Genomic DNA, 18,857 nt, shown 5'->3' with positions numbered 1-18,857 from the left:
AAGGTTATTTTTTTAAATACTATTTGTTAGTTGTCTAATAGCATCTTTTTGTTCTTGTTTTTTGTTGTTTACTTTAACTTGTTTTTTAACATTTTTAATTTGACCTGTTTTAAGTGCTAATTCTGTTGCATAATCAGATCCTCGTAAATGTTTTTCATGAGAAATAACAGCAGTTCTTAATTCTCTAATTTCTGCTTTATATTTTTTAATTTTTTTAGCAGATAAGCCTAGAATACCAAGACTACCCATTCCACCTGCACCTGCTAACACAAGTAAAGCAATCATTAATGTTTCATTCATTTTATTTAATTCCTTTCTTATCCTTACTCAAACAGTGGCCATCTATCCTTTCAGAACAAAATAATTTATAAATTAAACTATATAACCACCCAAAAATATCAACCGCCCCTATATATAGTCTATTTTAATAAAATTTAATTATTATTGTTTATATTTAATTCTTGTTTATTTTCTTCTTGTTTTTGTTTTTTAATATTTTCATTTTGTATATTTTTTAATTTTTCTTTTGTTATACCATCTAAATTATTTCATTGTTTTGCTATTCGTGGTTGAACGACATGCGGATTAATACGGCAGTTCAAACAATGTCGTAAATGGTCTTTTTTTCATTTTTATTTATCAATTCAAATGATAATTAAAGAAATTATTAAAGTAATTAAAGGTAATATTGTAAATACTAATCCCATTTTAGATATTTTTAATCTTGGTATATCAATTTTCATGTCTACTTTGGGTTTACTACTAGCAACAAATATACCTTGAATTCCGTGTGTAAATAAAAGTGTTAGTAAAATAGCAATTCCATTACCTCAATATTGACCATAATTATATCAATTAATATTATCTTTTATTGCATTAATCATTCCATATTCTAATCAACAATTTAATACTAAAAATATTAATGTATAAAAACTAACTATTCAACTACGAATTTTATATTTTCTTTCTCATTCTCTAATATCTTTATGAGTTCAATTATAAGTCGGAATAGGGTCTTTTTTAAATAAATTTTAAGTAAGGCACCCTTTAATCAAATTGTTTTATCTTGTTTCATAAATATTTACCTCATTTAATTTTTTATTCATTTTTATTTAATTCTAATCATTTTTTATTAAATAATTCTTTAATATCATTTCTATTATTTGAAATAATTCTTCATATTGGATGTTTTTCAATTAAATTTAATTCATTAATAGTTGTTGCATTATTTATTTTTCTTATCACTATATCATAAGAATCCGATGTTTCTTTTGGTAAATCAATATCCATATCACGATTATAAATAGAATGTGGTTCATCTGACATTAATTCGCTATTATTTATTAATTTTCTTTTAATTGTTAAATCTTTAATAACAATATTATTTGTTTCATTTTTAATTTATCCATCTTGCTTAATTATTATGCTTTCATAAGAATTAGCTTCTAAAAATGAAAAAATTGATTTTTGTGATATTGTTTCAAAATAATGTGTTACAAATTTATTAGCAGATGAATAGTCTGTTATTGAAATTGATATTTTATAGTAATATTTTGTTAAATCATAATCTGGAATTTTAAATCTTAATTTTTCGTTTGCTTCTGGATAATTAATTAATTCTCAATCATTGCCACTACTAATAGATATATCACCACTACCTAATAATGAATTACAATTAATAGTTTTAATATTTGTTCCACTTATTAATTTATCTTGTTTATTTCCTAAAAAATTATCAACTGCATTTTTATTATAATAATTATTTTTTAAATCTTGTGATGTTTTTACAATATATTTACCATCAACTTTTTCAATATAATCTTTATTTAAATCACTATCTTTAATAACATCTGATGGAATTTCACCACTTTGTTTTGCTTTTCAAACATTATTTTCATAATAAATAGTGTCTTTATCAAACGGAACAGTAATTTTAATATATTCGTTATAATCAATTTTAGAAAAATCATTAACAGTTGGATAAAAAATATTTATTGAATTATCTGTTTGTAATCGTTCTTTTAATCAAAATAATAATGTTGGATAAAAAGTTTTTTTACTAATATGCTTATATTTTTCTTCTCATGGATGAGCATAATTATCTAAACTATAATTATATGGTCTAGATACTGTTTTACTAGATATAATATCAATTATTTCACCGGCTAATTTTAAAGCATTTTTAACATCTCTGGTAATATTTTCATTTGCTTCAGGGTCATTAGTTTGTGAATAAGCAACTCCACCTTGTGAAAATAAAGCACTACCAGTTAAATCATTAACTCCTTTTGGTAAATATCAATTTATAACTGCTAATAAACAAGCAGATTGAATATAACTTAATCATTTATCATATTCAATTAAACCAGTATTATCTTTTTTTACTCATGGAAATAAATCTTTTTTATTAATTTTATCGGAAATTGTCCCACCTGATAATCTATCCATTCATAAACTAGTTTTTAAAATAGCATTATAAATTAAATTATCATTATAAGCAGATTGTTTTCTATCATTAATAGGTTGTCAAAGTTTACTTTCTTTAACATCTTCAACTGTTATAAATAACAAATTACTTAAATTATTTTCCATATAAAACACCTCTTAATTGATTACGATATTTATTTTTTAAATTACTTGGCTTATCTATTAACTCTTGTTTTTGTTTTCTTAATTGTTTTAATAGTTTGATTAGTTTTGTAAAACATATTTTTAACTGGTGTTTTATATAAATTCTTAATATTTTTAACATCACTTCGGCGTTCACGATACCATTTTTTATTATTAATTTCACCAGCAAAATTAAAATTAAAATGTCCAATCTTTAAATTATTAATAAACTTTTTAATTTGATTTAATTTTTGAACTGTTGGTAATGTTAATTTAGTAGTTCCTTTGGGATATTTTTCTTTTAATGCTTGTGGTAATGGCTTTTTAATATAATTTCTTAAATGTCCATGTTAAATGTAATCGAAGAAAAGCAGATTCTTAAAAACCAGGAAAATAAGACTTATTTTAAAAAATATGTTAAAATATTATAGGAATTATGCTAATAATTACTTATTACAAAAAAGGAGGATAACAAGAATGCCTTGATGAGGAGGACTTATTATTGGGATTGGTTGTTTAGTTATTGGTGGGGTTTTAGGATTTTTAATTACCAAAAAAATTGTGCAAAAACAATTACGTGATAATCCCCCAATTACTGAAAAACAAATTCGAGCAATGTATATGCAAATGGGACGCAAACCGTCGGAAGCAGATATTAAAAAGGTTATGAATTCAATGAAACGTGCAAAATAAGATTGGATTTAATATCTTTTGCTTAAATTAATAATCTAACATGTGTTTTTGTTTTACCAAATAATTAACATTAGAAATACTTTTGCATAAATTTGCAAAAAATTTACAATTTTACTAGTTATTATCAAAAAGAAGAAAACAAATTGCGAAGAAGAAAGAAAAAAATAAAATCAAAATAGACATATGTTACATATGTTATGTTGATTTAAGATGTTAGAAGAAACCTTCGTTATCTTAATACTACAAAGATGATAATTAGCAAGGAGGGAAAAAATGTCGAGTTTTTTTCTTTAACAACTGGCGATTATGTTTTAAATTTCTTTAAAGAATTTATTGGCACACCAGCAATCTTGATTGGTTTATTTGCTCTTGTTGGTTGTTTATTACAATGCAAGAACGGGTTTTTAATTATCGGTGGGGGAGCTGGGATTTTAGCTGGTGCAGTTGATAAATTAGGAAATGCTTTTAATTTATTGTTTGGGATTAATGGGATTATTGTTAATAATGATGTTATATTCCTGGCTTATTTTTAAATAGTTTACAAAAAATTGTGTTAACTGGATCATTAATTATGATTTGTACAATGTTATTAAATATTTTATTAGCACGGATTACCACTTATAAATATATTTATTTAACTGGCCATGTCTTATTTTACTTATCAGTAATGTTTGCTAGTGTTTTAAATTTAGTGGAGTTAAATTTAGCTGAAGATTTACCAATTATTGTTATTACTGGTGCATTATTGGTATCGCTATGAATGATTATTTGGCCAGCATTATTAAATAAATATCTCATTAAAATTACGAAATCCGATACCTTAGCAGTTGGCCATACCGGATCATTATCATACTTGTTTTCTGCTTGAATTGGAATTGTAATTGCAAAAATAAGTCGTAAACCACTTAAATCAACAGAAGAAATTAAGTTTCCAAAAAGATTAAGCTTCTTACGTAATACTAATATTGCAATTGCAATAACAATGTTTTTCTTATACTTAATTATTTACTTTACTGCATGGGGTGTGAAAGGCTATGATGCCTTAGTTAATGCTAACATTCTTAATACTGGTCAAGATGTTTTTGTCCAAGGATTATTACAATCATTTGCCTTTGCTGCTGGGGTTGAAGTATTACTAATTGGGATTCGAATGTTTATTGCCGAAATTGTTCCTTCGTTTAAAGGAATTTCTCAAAAGTTAGTACCAAATGCAAAAGCAGCGTTAGACTGTCTAACAATGTTTCCATATGCCCAAAATGCGGTCTTAATTGGTTTTATTGCCTCATTTCTTGGCGGAATCATTGGTATGGCAATTACAATTATTATTGTTCATCAAATTGATTGACAAGATCATAGTTTTATTGGCTGAGCAATTGTGATTCCAAGTATTGTTCCGCATTTCTTTGTCGGAGCAACCGCTGGTGTCTTTGGGGATGCGTATGGAGGCGTATGAGGAGCAATCTTTGGTCCATTTCTAAATGGGATTTTAATGACTTTTATTCCATTCTTATTTTTTGGTTTAAAATATATTCATACATTAACAAATGCTAATGGTAGTTTAAACGGTTTAACATGAGGAGATAGTGATTTTCTCTTAGGTTTACCAATTGCTGGGTTAGGACAGTTAGTTGGGCGAAAAGTTAGTTTATGATTGTTACCAGTTCTTGCCGTTATCCTGTGACTAATATTACCACTTCTTAATTTAATAACTTTTTTACGAACAAAAAAAGATTACCAAACAAACCCGCTTCCTATTAAAACTAATCTTAATGTACCATCCAAGCAACCTATCATTGCTTCAAACCTGCCACTTAAAACTATCGATCGTAATAAACTTGTTGCTGTTTGCGGACAAGGATTAGGTTCATCATTATTAATTGAAATGAACATTAAAAAGATTGTACAAGAATTAAATTTACCGCACTTAGAAATAACTCATACTAATGTGAATGCTTTTGATGCTACTGATCAACAAATTTTAGCAGTTATTTGTGGTACTGATTTAGCAGATTCAATTCCATATCAGAATAAAATTATGTTAGATAATTTATTAGATGAAACAGAATTAAAAGAAAAACTACTACAATTTTTACAAGAATATGAATAAAACAGTATTGTTAACGCCCCCAATTTATTGTGGTGATATTGCTAATTTAAGTGGTGAAGTAAGAAAATTACAAGCAGTGGGGATTAATTGGATTCATTTTGATGTAATGGATGGTCATTTTGTTTCAAATTATGGGTTGGGTCCAAAAGAACTCAATGATTTAAAAAACCATTATCCGAATTTAACTGTTGATGTTCATATTATAGCCTTTAATATTATGAATCTTCTGCCATTATTTACAAAAGCTGATTATTTAACTTTTCATTGAAATAGTGTTAAAAGTAGGGGAGAAGGGGAGAGGTTAATTACTGCGATAAAACAATATAATTGAATTATTATTGTGGTAATTTGATATACTGCTGGAATGATGTTTTATGATTATTATCAACAACATAAAAAAAGTTCCCATCGTTAATATGTTTAATATCTTATAAGCTTATAATAATTTAAAAAAGTTTACTTATATAAGTAAACTTTTTTAAATTATTTATTTTTAGTCATTTAATGACTTGAGATTTATTATTTATTGATGTGTTCAATAAATTTATTGTATGCGTTAGTACCAAGCGTGGTGCTAATGTTGTTGCTGATGAATTCATTGTCGTTATTTGCTCTGATAATATCATTGATATTTAAGATAGTGCTTTCATTTCGTAAGTATTGTGCGATATCTTTAATTTGGTTTACTGTTTTATTTCACATTAGTGTATTACTGTATGTAATTGGTTCAGAACCGTTAGCAAATTGAACGATAGTATCATTATTTTCTGATTTCATTCATAAGACATCGTTTAGATTGATTGTAGCTGTATTAATAGTAATAATGAAATACCGGTAATTTCAGATGAAATCTTAGACAATGAACCATTAACAATGAACAATATCTTAAAAAATGCTAAAATAAATATTGATGCAAGTAAAAAAGAAGCAATCTTTATTAAAGATGAGGATGTGCTAGAACCCAATAATTTAAATTATGAACAACGTTTGCGTTTATTAAAATTAGCAGCTGACCCCAATAATGAAGAACGAAAAAAATTGTTACAAATGAAATTAAATAATGGTAATTTACTATCCTTATCAGCAATAGTTAAAGAACGATTACAAAAAGTTAAAACTGGGGAGATTGAATTAATTGAGGAAACAACTCTTATAAAAGATAACAATTAGAGTAAAAGGAAAAGAAAAAAATATTTTTTTTAGCACAATAACCTATTAATATTTACACTTTCAAGTTATAATATAAGGAGTATCAGTTTATTTTATTATTTAATAGTAGAGGATGATTACGATGATATTAGGAAATAGTGAAATAGCCTTTATTTTAATTGGATTTTTTATTGCGATTAATATTATTATATTATTTTTTTTAATTCTATCTTACCGAAATATTTTAGTTCCGATTCCAAATTTAAATAATGCTCCAAGTCAATCAATGATTTCATTAGAAGTAATTGATCGCTATTTAACGAAAAAGAAAATTACTGGTTTAAAAGTTGTTCGTAAACCGGGCCAAGTTTTAATTACACATTCTTATAAAAAGAAAACATTTTATATTAATGATTTACAATTATTTAATCAGTCTTATTTTTTATCAGGGATGGGATTAGATTATGTTTTAGGGCGAACATTTTTTGCAACCCAATTATATTTAAAAAATAAACATGTTCAAACAATGCATTTCTTATTATATTTGGCTCCACCATTATTATTGTTATTCTTTCTTATTGTCTCATTATTTACAATTATTTTTATTGCTATTCTAAAAACTAATCCCGCCTTGTTAGACCATAATAATTTCTTTTACTTTATTAATCGCTATGGAGTCTTAAATTTATTATTAATTTTTATTATTGCAGCATATTTAATTTTATTAAGTTTTAATGGCCATTTTAAGCAAAATTTAGAAAATTGATATGAAACAGAAATGCGACCATTTGTTAAAAAACAGTTTCCGGAGTTATATGATGATTGAATTATTGCTCGTAGTTATTCACGGAGTATTCAGTTTACATATATTTTTGGTTATAATTTTATTTTTAAAAAAATTTATAAATATACAGGACCCTTTGGCCTTTAGTAAAATAGGGGAGAGAAAGAATGAAAGTTATTTTTCATATTGATATGAATAGTTTTTTTGCTAGTTGTCATCAAGTTGCTAATCCCCACTTTCAAGGAAAACCACTTGTTGTTGCTAATTCTTCACGGCGAGCAGTTGTAACAACAGCGAATTATGAAGCACGACAATTAGGCATTAATAGTCCAATGCCGTTATATAAGGCAAAAGAAATTTGCCAGGACCTTGAAATTGTTAAGCAAGATTTTGGTTTATACGTTGATTTTGCGCAAAAATTATTTGATTTTATTAGTATGCATTATACTGACAAAATTGAAGTGGCTTCAATTGATGAGTGTTATATTGATGTAACTGATATTTATTTAAAATATGGTTCGGCAATGCAATTAGCGCTTGATATGCAACAAAATGTTTTTCAACAAGTTGGATTACCAAATAGTATTGGTATTTCATATAATAAATCACTAGCAAAAATTGCTAGTGATATGAAAAAACCAATGGGAATTACGTTAATTCGGTCAGAAGATGTTACTGACTTAGTTCAACCATTACCGGTTAATAAAATATTTGGGATTGGTAAACAAGCAACTCATCGTTTAAATGAAATTGGAATTCATACAATTAAAGATTTAGCAGAGTTTGCTGATCTTGCAACATTAGAAACCATTTTAGGCAAACCAGCACATGCTTTTGTTGAACGGGCTAATGGTGATGGTGAACAACAATTAACTTTTGAACATAATAAATTAAAACAAATTGGTAATGAAATAACTTTTGAATATGACTTAATTGATTATAAAGATATTAAGAATAAAATTTATTTATTAGCAAAACATGTTAGTCAACGAGCAGAAAAACGAACAATGGTTGGCAATGTCATTTATGTTACATTTAAAAATGCTAATCGAAAACGTTTTACAAGACAACAAACAATTAAAAAGTATACTAACTTCCTAGATGATATTTATTCAGTGGCAATTATATTATTTGATCAATTTTGATCAGGTCAGCCAATTCGATTAATTGGTGTTGGTTTACGAGGAATTATTAGTAAATATGATTTAAGAGAACAAGTTTCATTTGAAACATTAGAAACCTTACAACCAGATACTGCAACAAATAAATTAATTAAGGAAATTAATAAAAAATACCGCCAAGATGTGTTATTAACTGGTCAAAAATTAGAAGAAATAAAATACTTATTACATAGCCAAACGAAATATATTCAATCAGATCAACGTATTTTAGATGAAACAAAATTAAAAGAAAAGGGGAAGTAAATCTTTTTTTATTCTCCCCTTTTCTTTTTATTATTTTTTTCTTTTGCGATTGCTTTAACAACAGCTTTTTCAATTAAAGCTTCAATTTCTGTTGCAGTTAAGATAATAGTTGGTTCAACTGGTTTATGACTTATTTTTTCCTTAGTAGTAGCTTTTTGTTTCTTTATTTGTGCTGGATTAGGTTTATTATTATTATTGGTTGACTTTTTTTGTTTCAATGCGTTTAAAACGGTTTTTTTTCCTTGGTTAGTTTGCATTTCAACATTTAATTGATCTAAATCACTAATTGTTTCTAGCGGGTCTTCTTCAGATGAACTTTTGATGCGTTCAATGCCACGATTAACTCGATAAACATAATCGATTATTTCTTGCAAGCCAGGATCTTTTTTACTAGTACGAGTAGGGGAAGATAAATTATTATTATCGCTTTCACCTACTTCTTGTTGGTTGGTAACTGCAGCACGTAAACGAGCCATTTTTGCTTTAATATCATTTTCATCAACACCAATCGCTTTTTCATCTTCATTTGGAATTCCTAATTTGTGTTTAATGTTTTCATTATTTTTTTTAGCATTTTCTAAAATATATTGAATTGTTCCCTTTTCAACTACTGCTGGTTTAATAGGTTCATTACTAGTTGTAGTTGGATTTAGCATTCGATTCATTTTTGCTTTAATCTTATTTTCAGTTGCTCTTGAAATAACTTTATTACTATTTTCTGAACATTCATGAATTTTTAAATGAATTGGACAAAATGTTGGTACTCCCATTCTAACTCCCCGCTTCTCTTTAATATCTATATATAATTATAACTTAAATTGAGGTAAATGTGTATTAGATTAAATTTAATCCTTTTTTATGTAACAGCATATTTATAGTATAATGATAAAAAATAAATTAGTAAGTGGTTGTAATTAATGAACATTTTTATTTTTCATCGTGATTTTAGAATTGAAGATAATCTTGGTCTTGCTCAGTTGGCTAATGAAAAAGATAAAATTTATTTATTATTTATTTTTACAAAAGAACAAATAAAAGCAAATAATTATTTTTCACCTCGTAGTTTTCAATCAATGGTTCATTGTTTAAAACAATTAAGGAAAAAGATTCATGTTAATTTTCTAAAAAGTGAAAATGAACAAACCGGAATTAAATTTTTATTAGACCAAGGTTATAAAATTAATAAAATATATACAAACCGTGAAAGTAAAGCAATGCGTCAGTTATCAAAAGAATATAATTTTATTTATCGTGAATTTGATGATTATGTATTAATAGAACCATGAACAATAAAAACTACTCAAAATGGATATTATACTGTTTTTACACCATTTTGAAATAAATTAAAAGAACATTTTAACGTTAATAAGATTGTTTCTTATAAGGTTAAATCCTTTTCGCCCCAACAATTAAAAAATCTTGAGATTTTACAAGACATTACAAATGTTAAATCTAGTGATTTTAATTTACCATTAGTATCTGAAAAAGTTAAAACAGCAATTTTTCAGTTAGATCAAAACTATCATCAAACTCGTGATTTTGTTGATTTAGAAACTAGTACAACAAAAATTAGTACTGCCTTAAAATTTGGCATTATTTCAATTCGGCAATGTTATCTTTGAAGCATTGAAAAATTTGGTGTTTTTGATAACGCTTTTGCGCGCCAATTAGCATGGCGATATTTTTATTATCAAGTAACTTAATAATGCGCAATTACATCAACAATGATCTTTTAGTGAAAATTGAAATAAAAAAATAATAATTGACTGGACAAATAATCTAGAATGATTGCAAAAGTGGCAAAATGGTGAAACTGGATATGATTTTATTGATGCTGGAATGAAGGAGTTAAAAGAAACAGGGTTATTACATAATCGAGCAAGAATGGTTTGTGCTTCGTTTTTAGTTAAGAATTTACAAATTGATTGACGTAAAGGCGAACAATATTTTGCTCAACAGTTAATAGATTATGACCCTATTATAAATCAATGCTCATGACAATGAGTAGCAGGGACGGGATTTGATGCTCAACCATTTTTTCGAATTTTTAATCCTGAGTTACAACAAAAAAATATGATCCAACAGCAAAATATTGTAATAAGTTTTTAAAAAACCGCCCCACAATTAATAAAATTTTTGATTACAAAATGTCTGTTAAAAAAGCGTTAGAAATTTATAAAGGTAAATAACCATTATGGAAAAATTCTAGCAAAGTTCATATTTTTATTTTGGAAAAATATTTTATTTTATTAAAAAATAAAAAAATATTGTATTATTTTAATATTAATAGTATACTATGGGTAAGGAAAAGTATTTTTCCTAAATCTCTAAAGTAAACAGAATAATTATATAAAGGATTTATAATTACACTACTATCTCTCCCCTTTAGGTTATTTCTTATCTTTTCTTTTTATTAATTAAGTTACCATAAAAAAATAATTTACATAAATCCTTATTTCGCCAACATAATTATTTTTGTTACCCAAACAGAAAAAAAGCAATCAACCTGTTGGGAAAGCCAGTTGATTGCTTTTTAATTTGTTAATTTAATTTGTTCTAAAAATTCAAATGTTTTTTTCCCAACAATAACTTTTTTTTCAATTTCTCCATCAACTTTATAAATAACTTTATTAAACAAACCATTGATATCAATACCAATCACTTGCGATAAGATAATTTCTTCATCTAAAAAGAAAATGGTTTCATCATTTACTTTAATTCATAAACTATTATTAACTAATGTTTGAATAATTAAATAACTTAAAATTAAGCCATAATTACAAATTGCAATAATTACAAATAAATAAGCAAATGTATTTGAGATACTTGATAAAGTCATTAATAAAATATAATCAATAATAATAAAAATATTAAGTGGAGTTAAAAGCAGATAGATGGTAATAAAGATAAAAATTATCATTGCTTTTCATTTATATTCTTTAATTGCCTTATTATTTTCTTTTTGTTTTTGATAATGAATAAAAAATAAAGTATGAAAAGTATATAAAGTTAACATTAAGATTAATGAAAAAACTAAAATAATATGCATTTTCATTGTTTAATTAACCTCCCCTATTTTGTTGTCATGTTTTAAAAATTGTCATTGATATTTTAACATCATTTGTAATAAAGCGATAAATTTTTTCAGTAGTACTAATAAAAAAACCGATTTGATAAAAACCATTAAGATTAAAAATACTTGGTAAAACAAAATTAATATCTTTTAATCAAATAATAAGATTTTGATCTTTAGTTTCAAAAACTAAGCGGTAATTTGTAACATAAATGGTTTCATTAATTGTTTCCTTACCATTATTAGTAGTAAGATTTAAATAACCAGCCAAGTATTCAATATAATATTGCTCTTTTATTTGTTGAGTTAAGTAGTATATATTTTGTTGAAGTTCTTTTGGTTTTGTTATTTCATAACCAATAATTGGTGCTTGATAATAACAAATTTCATTTTTTGGCAATTCATATTTAATTTTAATTACGACTAAATTATCATTTAAGAATGTTTGATTGTTATCAATCATTTTTTCTAGTTCATTTTTCTTTTGTTTAAAATGTTTTATTTTTTGTTGCTGGCATAAAGCTAAAATAGCAACAATAATTATTGCAACACCTAAAATAGTACTAAATAAAATAATTCCAATTAAATAATTATGATTCATGCTTTCACACCTTATAAATTAGATATGGCGTTTCTAAGCCTTTTACAATAATCATAAAACGTTTTTGTTCCGTATATAAATAAAAGCCTTGATATAGAATATTATTAATTCGAAAAATACTTAATTCAAGATTATTAACTTCACTTAATGGTCAAGTTGTAGTAATGTCTTCATTTATAATTAAAATTCTTTGGTTTGTAATAAACATATGACCATTTTGAAATTTAATTTGATACATTTCTTTAATTCTTTTACCTTGCTCATAACCAACACTAATTCCATTTGAAAATGGAATTGTACATTTGGAATGAGTTTGATTATTTTTTAATTTATGGGTAAGGTAAACAGTAACAGGAATATTACTAAATACTTTTTCACCTGGCTCTAATTTAAATTTAACGTTAATTTCTTGCAAAGTTAATTTTGATAAATTATTATTAATATATTCTTGATTTTCAACTTCTAATTGTTTAAAAATTTGAAAAAAAAGTTGCTTTTTTTTTTGATAAAATCATCCTAAAAAACCAATAAAAATAAATAATAAACTAAGAAAAACTCCAATTATAATTCATGCTAAGATTGTCATTTTCATCAACTTCCTATTTTAAAATATTAATGCCATTATTAAAATTATTAATAAAAGTTTGGAGCATTAATTCTTCTGCTGAATTTCGTGGTTATTCAAACCTATTATAATAATAAATATTAATTAAATTTTTTGTTTTTTGATTTAGTTTATCATAATATTTTTTATTAATTAAAAAATGGGTTCCTTGATTAAGGACAATACTTGATAGATAATTTTGTCATTGTTTTTCATTTTTATTTTTTTCTGCTCATTCAGCAAAGTAAGTATTCAAAATCCGATTATTTTTATGATAAATAAAATGAATTTCCCCTTTTTTCGCATTATTAACTAATCTTGTGTATAAAATTTTATTTGGTAAAAACGGATTATTCGGTGAATTAATTGCTTGAAAAGTGATTGGAGTTAATTGTGCTAATAGAATATCATTGCAAAAAATTGAATGAATTTCTTTTGGCAAAGTTATTTTTTTAACAACATAGCTATGTTGTTGATTATCTAAAACATTTAATAAACGTGATAATTCTAATTGATAAACTAACGCTAATTTCATAATTCGGCAAAGTTTAATTGTTAAAATCACTTGTTTAGCAACACTTAAACTATAATAATAATTAACATATGTTTCATAAACTTCTTGATGATCCACTAAATTATCGTTAATATTCATTAATAATGCTTCTAACTGCGGTACAAACGTTTTGTTTGACTGAAGATATTCATTCAAATGTTTTTGACAAAAAACATTAAAAAAATAAGGTACTTTCTCTGTTGATCTTAAATCTAAAAAAGATGTTTTAATATTTTTAAAAAAATGTTTAAAATGATAACGATTTAAATAATAATGATTTTTACTAATATCAAGCGAATAAAGATTGTGCTGATCAACTTTATTATTACATTCTTGTAAAATACATTTTTGTTTAATACATTTTTTTAAAACTTGTTGATAATGCTTTGTTTCTTGTTCAATATATTGTTCTTTTAATGTTAAGTCCCCTACTGCTTGTAAAATTGAAATATATTGAGCGCGATTTTTAGTTGAATTTAATATCTTCGTTTTGCAACAATTTGCATATTGCTCATTACTTAAACAAATACATGCTTCATTATCATCAAAAGTAAAAATTGGTCGATAATGTTTATGCAAATAATCTAATTGATCATCATCTAAATAATAACTTTTTAATAAAGCATCAAACATTGCTTTCTCGGAACTTTTAAACGTATCTTTCAACTGCTTTTCTAATCCATTTTGCATGTAAAATAATTCCCATCTGTTGTTTATACTCTATTATAATTATAAACTTATCTAGTTAATTTTGCTATAAAAAAGCGTTTTACTGTTAGTAAAACGCTCAAAGGCAACATATAGATTTTTTTCTACCAACATTGCAATTAGTTATTATTAAATAATTTTATAAACAATTACTTTAAAAGTAATATTTTGGACCGTTAAATGATTATACAATTATAAAGAGTACTTATTTACAATGTTGGTTTCATTTTGTAGTTTTTTACAAAGGAAACATATAATTAAAAACATAATTAATTATTAAGATTGGACCATATTAATAACTAATTAGTCTTTATGCAACCTATTTTAACTACATTGTTATTATATTTTATTTGCAAAAATTTTGCAAGTATTTTTTAATTTAACAAATTATTTTATAAAAAAGATTGGGACCGTTGCAAAGATACGGGTTGTTAGTGTAAATTGTACTATGAAGTGTAGCAGTTTATTTATTATCATTATAACATCAATAAAATAAATGTTCAATATAATTTATTTTAAAAAAATTTAGTATTTTTGTTTTAAATTTATGAATTTTAGCACACTGAAAAATAAAATGATTAAAATTTTTATAAGTAATTATATTAAAAATTAAACATTTGTATAAAAACTTCTTTTGAAGATAGTCAATGTAAAGATTTTTTAAGTTTAGAGTTTATTATATTAGCAACTTCTTGATAATAATTTCTTGAATAAATACTTAAATCAATTCCTTTGGAAAATCAATGTCTAAAATCACGAATTGATCTTTCAACTTTGGGTTTTTGAGTTGGAGTTCCAGCATCACAAAAATATACTTTAGCATTTGTTATTTTTTCAATTTTTTCAATCAGCAAATTCTTTGCCTTGATCTGTTATTGTTTTTTTGCATCTATCTTTAAAAAATCTGTTAGAAAAAATTCGTTTTAATACGTTTGTAACTTCTTTTGTTGTTTTTTCTTTTAATGGTTCAATAATTTTAAATTGGGTTAATTCTTCGATTAAAACTAAACAAACACTATTATTTTTACCAACCATAGTATCCATTTGAAATCAACCAAATTTATTTTTATCATGTTTTTCTTCTTCAATAGTTCTAAAATTTCTTATTTTTCCACGGTTATCAATCCTATTTTTTGTTTTATATTTTCTACCATGAAAATACAAATTATCTTTCTTGAAATTTAAAAATCCCAAATGAATATATTTATATAAAGTTTTAAAACATACCGGAAATTTAATACCAAACTCTTTTTCATATTTTTTACAGATTTGTTCTGATAAATCATGAAATTTGTTATATTTTTCATCTAGTCATTCTAAAATATTTAGCAATAATAATGATTTTTTAAAACATTTTTGTTGTTTTTGTAAATAATATTCGTGTGCTAATTTAGTGTCATATTCATTATCTTTTAACCTTTTTATTTCTTGTCTAATTGTATTGCGATTTTTATGCAATATTTTTGCTATTTTAGATATATTGGATTTACCATTTTTTCTTTTTAAAGAATCAAGTTCTAATAAATCTTTTAACATTACTCTTTCTTTAAAAGAAAAATGATGCTTTGTTTTATCAATTTTAAAAAATCCTTTCTTTTATATACAAAGCTAATTATATAGTTTTTTGAGGTTTTGGGCGAGCGGTTGATTTTCTTAAATTTTTGTGATAAAATAACTTACAAGTTAAAAAACTTTTGAGGTTCTTTCAAACAAATTTGGGAACCTTTATAAAATTCTTCGCTTAACGCTTAGAATTTTAATAACCATTATAATTCATCCCCTTTCTAAAATATATTTAAATTGCTTGACTTGCATATATATATATATATATATAATGTCAATAAATCTTGATAAAAAGTTTCAAGATAAGAAAGGAAATTATACAAAATGAAAAAACTTTTAAGTTTATTAAGTGTATTAACAATTAGTAGCTCTGCAATCCCAAAAACAATTGCTGCAAGGCCTTATCAAAAAGAAAATAATAACAACAATCTAAGAGAAACAATGAAATCAGATTCAAATAATTTAGAAACTTCAAATAGAAATAAAAGAGAAGATGAAATTACTTACATTTCCGAACTTTTAGATATTAACTTAGAAGTAGCAGTACCAACTGTTGCTCAAACAGAATCTTTATCTTGTGGCCCAGTAATAGCAGAGTCAATTTTAAGATCTTTAGGTCTTAGAAATTTTAGAACGCCAGATACTCCATTATATTCATGTCAACAACATTTAATTGGTAATATGGAAACAACATTGCAAATAGTAGATAATTTCAACTTTTTAGGAGGAGGAACTATTGTACCAAATTGAACAAATACAGTTAATAATTATATTATTAATAATAGATTAAATAATTTTAGAAGATATATTGCACATTCATTAAATCCAAGTATTAATGACCCCACACTTGCTGGAAGCACTAGAGTTGGCGTTGATTATAATAATTATAGATAATAATTTATATTTTAACTATATGGATCCAGATGGTGGTGTTATGAGAAGATTTTCAAGCAATCAATTAAATTCTTTATTATCTAATGGTGGTTTTTTAATTTATCACGATCCACGAACAATGGATCATAATATTCAAATACACGAATCAATGGAAATTGGTAGTGCTTTATGTAATAACCCCAGAACATCTCTTGGTGCAGCAGCAGGAACCGGTGCTGCAATTGGAGCTATTATTGGTACATTATTAGCTTTAACAATTAGAGTTGTTAAATGTGATTAAATGAAAAAAATATTAAGTCCTTTAAGTTCAATCACTTTAATTTGAACAAGTACAACAAGTTTAGTTGCTTGTTGTAATACAACACAAGAATATACAAAAGAACAATTAGCAAAATTAAAAGAAGAAAATCAAATAAATACAAATAAGCAAGAAATAAAAGACAATTTAGAATGAATGGCGCCACAAGAAAAACCATTTAACAAAATTGATAATAAATGATATTTTGTTGTGTGGCATGGTAATGTAAATGATGATTGAAAAATTATTAAATTTAAATATGATAAGTATGAAAAAAAGTACTTGACCATCTAAATTATTTCATTGTTTTGCTATTCGTGGTTGAATGACACGCGGATTAATACGGCAGTCCAAACAATGTCGTAAATGCTCTTTTTTTCATTTTGATTTATCAATTCAAATGATAATTAAAGAAATTATTAAAGTAATTAAAGGTAATATTGTAAATACTAATCCCGTTTTAGAAACTTTTAATCGTGGAATATCAATTTTCATATCTACTTTTGGTTTACTACTAGCAACAAATATACCCTGAATTCCGTGTGTAAATAAAGGTCTTAATAATATGGCAATTCCATTACCTCAATATTGACCATAATTATATCAATTAATATTATCTTTTATTGCATTAATAATGCCATATTCTAATCAACAATTTAATTCTAAAAATATCAATGTATAAAAACTAACTACTCAACTACGAATTTTATATTTCCTTTCTCATTCTCTAATATCTTTATGAGTTCAATTATAAGTCGGAATAGGGTCTTTTTTAAATCAATTTCAAGGTAAGGCACCCTTTAATCAAGTCGTTTTATCTTGTTTTATAATTATTTACCTCATTTAATTTTTTATTCATTTTTATTTAATTCTAATCATTTTTTATTAAATAATTCTTTAATATCATTTCTATTATTTGAAATAATTCTTCATACTGGGTGTTTTTCAAGTAAGTTTAATTCATTAATAGTTGTTGCACTATTTATTTTTCTTATCACTATATCATAAGAATCCGATGTTTCTTTTGAAAAATCAGTATCCATATCACGCTTATAAATAGAATGCGGTTCATCTTCCCTTAATTCGCTATTATTTATTAATTTTCTTTTAATTGTTAAATCTTTAATAACAATATTATTTGTTTCATTTGAAATTGAGCCATCTTGCTTAATCATTATTCTTTCATATGAATTATCTGCTAAAAATGTAAAAATTGATTTTTGTGATATTGTTTCAAAATAATATGTTACAAATTTATTAGCAGATGCATAATCTGTTATTGAAATTGATATTTTATAGTAATATTTTGTTAAATCATAATTTGGAATTTTAAATGTTAATTTTTCGTTTGCTTCTGGATATACAGCCAAATAAGTTGTATATTATTTTTTCAAGCAGTTACAAAAACTGAAATTTTACTGTGTGGCGGAACCTTTATTGACTGAGACGAAACAATTTATAGTCATAGTTTCTGTTGTTGTTTTAATTTCTGTATCAGAAGAGCTTGAAGTATCTGCTATAGTATAATTTTGCGATCCTCCTCACGTATATCCACCACTAACCTCAACTGCAACTTCAAGTTTTGCTCCTAAAACAACAGGGACACCAGCATTACTACTAGCTTTTGCTGTAACTTTAGTATTTACATTTGTACTTCAATTATCAGTATTTGATGTTGTTTCTGATTTAGTGAATCCATTCATTTTTTGAAATGTATTTGTTTCTGTTAATTGATTAGAACAAGAAACTGTATTCATAATTTGTTCATTATCAGTATTATTTTATAAAGTTGAGTT

25 protein-coding genes and 2 pseudogenes are annotated in these 18,857 nt (G+C 25.0%); 12 read left to right on the top strand and 15 right to left on the bottom strand.

Annotation, left to right across the window (positions count from 1 at the left end; genetic code table 4):
• Nucleotides 1–12: 12 nt before the first annotated feature.
• The 6 genes from ACZ91P_RS08430 to ACZ91P_RS08405 form a co-directional block, all read right to left on the bottom strand.
• Nucleotides 13–300 carry a hypothetical protein gene (locus ACZ91P_RS08430; protein WP_465158896.1) on the bottom strand — a complete coding sequence of 96 codons (288 nt, stop codon included), beginning with the start codon at nt 298–300 and terminating at the stop codon, nt 13–15.
• A gap of 134 nt (nt 301–434) precedes the next feature.
• Nucleotides 435–602 (bottom strand): hypothetical protein, encoded by a 168-nt coding sequence (locus ACZ91P_RS08425; protein WP_465158895.1) that lies wholly within the window; start codon nt 600–602, stop codon nt 435–437.
• A 30-nt stretch (nt 603–632) separates the two neighbouring features.
• A complete protein-coding gene (locus ACZ91P_RS08420; protein ID WP_465158894.1) occupies nt 633–884 on the bottom strand; it encodes a hypothetical protein in 252 nt (83 codons plus the stop codon).
• A gap of 214 nt (nt 885–1,098) precedes the next feature.
• Nucleotides 1,099–1,326, bottom strand: coding sequence for a hypothetical protein (locus tag ACZ91P_RS08415; protein ID WP_465158893.1), 228 nt, complete (start codon nt 1,324–1,326; stop codon nt 1,099–1,101).
• Nucleotides 1,327–1,401: 75 nt separating this feature from the next.
• The gene (locus tag ACZ91P_RS08410; protein ID WP_465158892.1) at nt 1,402–2,592 is read right to left on the bottom strand and encodes a hypothetical protein; all 1,191 of its coding nucleotides are present in this window, start codon (nt 2,590–2,592) and stop codon (nt 1,402–1,404) included.
• Nucleotides 2,582–2,752, bottom strand: a complete 171-nt coding sequence (locus ACZ91P_RS08405) for a hypothetical protein (RefSeq protein ID WP_465158891.1) — start codon at nt 2,750–2,752, stop codon at nt 2,582–2,584. The genes ACZ91P_RS08410 and ACZ91P_RS08405 overlap by 11 nt, the downstream gene beginning before the upstream one ends.
• A 335-nt stretch (nt 2,753–3,087) precedes the next feature.
• On the opposite strand from ACZ91P_RS08405, the gene ACZ91P_RS08400 reads away from it, so the two are divergent.
• From ACZ91P_RS08400 to ACZ91P_RS08390, 3 genes and pseudogenes are all read left to right on the top strand, one after another.
• Complete coding sequence (locus tag ACZ91P_RS08400; RefSeq protein WP_114564239.1) at nt 3,088–3,303, top strand: YneF family protein; 216 nt, start codon at nt 3,088–3,090, stop codon at nt 3,301–3,303.
• 290 nt (nt 3,304–3,593) lie between these two features.
• Nucleotides 3,594–5,410: pseudogene (locus ACZ91P_RS08395) on the top strand (PTS transporter subunit IIC).
• The gene (locus ACZ91P_RS08390; protein WP_465158890.1) at nt 5,403–5,825 is read left to right on the top strand and encodes a beta/alpha barrel domain-containing protein; all 423 of its coding nucleotides are present in this window, start codon (nt 5,403–5,405) and stop codon (nt 5,823–5,825) included. Before ACZ91P_RS08395 ends, ACZ91P_RS08390 begins: the two are co-directional and overlap by 8 nt.
• A gap of 104 nt (nt 5,826–5,929) precedes the next feature.
• Here ACZ91P_RS08390 and ACZ91P_RS08385 read toward each other — a convergent pair whose 3' ends face one another.
• Complete coding sequence (locus ACZ91P_RS08385) at nt 5,930–6,187, bottom strand: hypothetical protein (protein WP_465158889.1); 258 nt, start codon at nt 6,185–6,187, stop codon at nt 5,930–5,932.
• A 96-nt stretch (nt 6,188–6,283) separates the two neighbouring features.
• Here ACZ91P_RS08385 and ACZ91P_RS08380 point away from each other — a divergent pair, with 96 nt between their 5' ends.
• The 3 genes from ACZ91P_RS08380 to dinB all read left to right on the top strand — a co-directional run bounded on the left by ACZ91P_RS08380 (nt 6,284) and on the right by dinB (nt 8,767).
• Nucleotides 6,284–6,580: a hypothetical protein gene (locus ACZ91P_RS08380; protein ID WP_465158888.1), complete on the top strand. Its 297-nt coding sequence runs from the start codon at nt 6,284–6,286 to the stop codon at nt 6,578–6,580.
• Nucleotides 6,581–6,845: 265 nt separating this feature from the next.
• Nucleotides 6,846–7,490 (top strand): hypothetical protein, encoded by a 645-nt coding sequence (locus ACZ91P_RS08375; protein WP_465158887.1) that lies wholly within the window; start codon nt 6,846–6,848, stop codon nt 7,488–7,490.
• Between the two features lie 20 nt (nt 7,491–7,510).
• Nucleotides 7,511–8,767 (top strand): DNA polymerase IV, encoded by a 1,257-nt coding sequence (gene dinB / locus ACZ91P_RS08370; RefSeq protein WP_465158886.1) that lies wholly within the window; start codon nt 7,511–7,513, stop codon nt 8,765–8,767.
• Nucleotides 8,768–8,775: 8 nt separating this feature from the next.
• On the opposite strand, the gene ACZ91P_RS08365 is transcribed toward dinB, so the two are convergent.
• Nucleotides 8,776–9,537: a hypothetical protein gene (locus tag ACZ91P_RS08365; protein ID WP_465158885.1), complete on the bottom strand. Its 762-nt coding sequence runs from the start codon at nt 9,535–9,537 to the stop codon at nt 8,776–8,778.
• 147 nt (nt 9,538–9,684) lie between these two features.
• On the opposite strand from ACZ91P_RS08365, the gene ACZ91P_RS08360 reads away from it, so the two are divergent.
• Nucleotides 9,685–10,470 carry a deoxyribodipyrimidine photo-lyase gene (locus ACZ91P_RS08360; protein WP_465158884.1) on the top strand — a complete coding sequence of 262 codons (786 nt, stop codon included), beginning with the start codon at nt 9,685–9,687 and terminating at the stop codon, nt 10,468–10,470.
• Nucleotides 10,471–10,555: 85 nt separating this feature from the next.
• The gene (locus ACZ91P_RS08355) at nt 10,556–10,876 is read left to right on the top strand and encodes an FAD-binding domain-containing protein (protein ID WP_465158883.1); all 321 of its coding nucleotides are present in this window, start codon (nt 10,556–10,558) and stop codon (nt 10,874–10,876) included.
• 424 nt (nt 10,877–11,300) lie between these two features.
• Here the strand turns inward: ACZ91P_RS08355 and ACZ91P_RS08350 are convergent, their stop codons facing one another.
• The 5 genes and pseudogenes from ACZ91P_RS08350 to ACZ91P_RS08330 all read right to left on the bottom strand — a co-directional run bounded on the left by ACZ91P_RS08350 (nt 11,301) and on the right by ACZ91P_RS08330 (nt 15,884).
• The gene (locus ACZ91P_RS08350) at nt 11,301–11,822 is read right to left on the bottom strand and encodes a hypothetical protein (protein WP_465158882.1); all 522 of its coding nucleotides are present in this window, start codon (nt 11,820–11,822) and stop codon (nt 11,301–11,303) included.
• Nucleotides 11,823–11,829: 7 nt separating this feature from the next.
• Nucleotides 11,830–12,441, bottom strand: a complete 612-nt coding sequence (locus tag ACZ91P_RS08345) for a hypothetical protein (RefSeq protein WP_465158881.1) — start codon at nt 12,439–12,441, stop codon at nt 11,830–11,832.
• Nucleotides 12,431–13,027 (bottom strand): hypothetical protein, encoded by a 597-nt coding sequence (locus ACZ91P_RS08340; protein ID WP_465158880.1) that lies wholly within the window; start codon nt 13,025–13,027, stop codon nt 12,431–12,433. Before ACZ91P_RS08340 ends, ACZ91P_RS08345 begins: the two co-directional genes overlap by 11 nt.
• A 91-nt stretch (nt 13,028–13,118) precedes the next feature.
• Nucleotides 13,119–14,288, bottom strand: coding sequence for a hypothetical protein (locus tag ACZ91P_RS08335; RefSeq protein WP_465158879.1), 1,170 nt, complete (start codon nt 14,286–14,288; stop codon nt 13,119–13,121).
• 620 nt (nt 14,289–14,908) lie between these two features.
• Nucleotides 14,909–15,884, bottom strand: a pseudogene (locus ACZ91P_RS08330) (IS30 family transposase).
• Between the two features lie 309 nt (nt 15,885–16,193).
• Between ACZ91P_RS08330 and ACZ91P_RS08325 the strand changes: the two are divergent.
• Genes ACZ91P_RS08325 through ACZ91P_RS08310 form a run of 4 tightly spaced genes read left to right on the top strand, consistent with a single transcriptional unit; the run spans nt 16,194 to nt 17,659 of the window.
• Complete coding sequence (locus tag ACZ91P_RS08325) at nt 16,194–16,763, top strand: hypothetical protein (RefSeq protein ID WP_465158878.1); 570 nt, start codon at nt 16,194–16,196, stop codon at nt 16,761–16,763.
• The gene (locus tag ACZ91P_RS08320) at nt 16,741–17,043 is read left to right on the top strand and encodes a hypothetical protein (RefSeq protein ID WP_465158877.1); all 303 of its coding nucleotides are present in this window, start codon (nt 16,741–16,743) and stop codon (nt 17,041–17,043) included. Before ACZ91P_RS08325 ends, ACZ91P_RS08320 begins: the two co-directional genes overlap by 23 nt.
• Nucleotides 17,044–17,355: a lipoprotein gene (locus ACZ91P_RS08315; RefSeq protein WP_465158876.1), complete on the top strand. Its 312-nt coding sequence runs from the start codon at nt 17,044–17,046 to the stop codon at nt 17,353–17,355.
• Entirely contained in the window at nt 17,291–17,659 is a 369-nt protein-coding gene (locus ACZ91P_RS08310; protein WP_465158875.1) for a hypothetical protein, read from the top strand. The genes ACZ91P_RS08315 and ACZ91P_RS08310 overlap by 65 nt, the downstream gene beginning before the upstream one ends.
• 253 nt (nt 17,660–17,912) lie before the next feature.
• On the opposite strand, the gene ACZ91P_RS08305 is transcribed toward ACZ91P_RS08310, so the two are convergent.
• Both ACZ91P_RS08305 and ACZ91P_RS08300 read right to left on the bottom strand, forming a co-directional pair.
• Nucleotides 17,913–18,431: a hypothetical protein gene (locus ACZ91P_RS08305; protein WP_465158874.1), complete on the bottom strand. Its 519-nt coding sequence runs from the start codon at nt 18,429–18,431 to the stop codon at nt 17,913–17,915.
• Between the two features lie 45 nt (nt 18,432–18,476).
• The gene (locus tag ACZ91P_RS08300) at nt 18,477–18,818 is read right to left on the bottom strand and encodes a hypothetical protein (RefSeq protein WP_465158873.1); all 342 of its coding nucleotides are present in this window, start codon (nt 18,816–18,818) and stop codon (nt 18,477–18,479) included.
• Between the last annotated feature and the right edge of the window lie 39 nt (nt 18,819–18,857).

It is taken from the genome of Spiroplasma endosymbiont of Halictus nicosiae (genome assembly GCF_978018445.1).
Note: the sequence above shows the minus strand (reverse complement) of the source record. Positions and strands in the feature narration are given on the sequence as shown.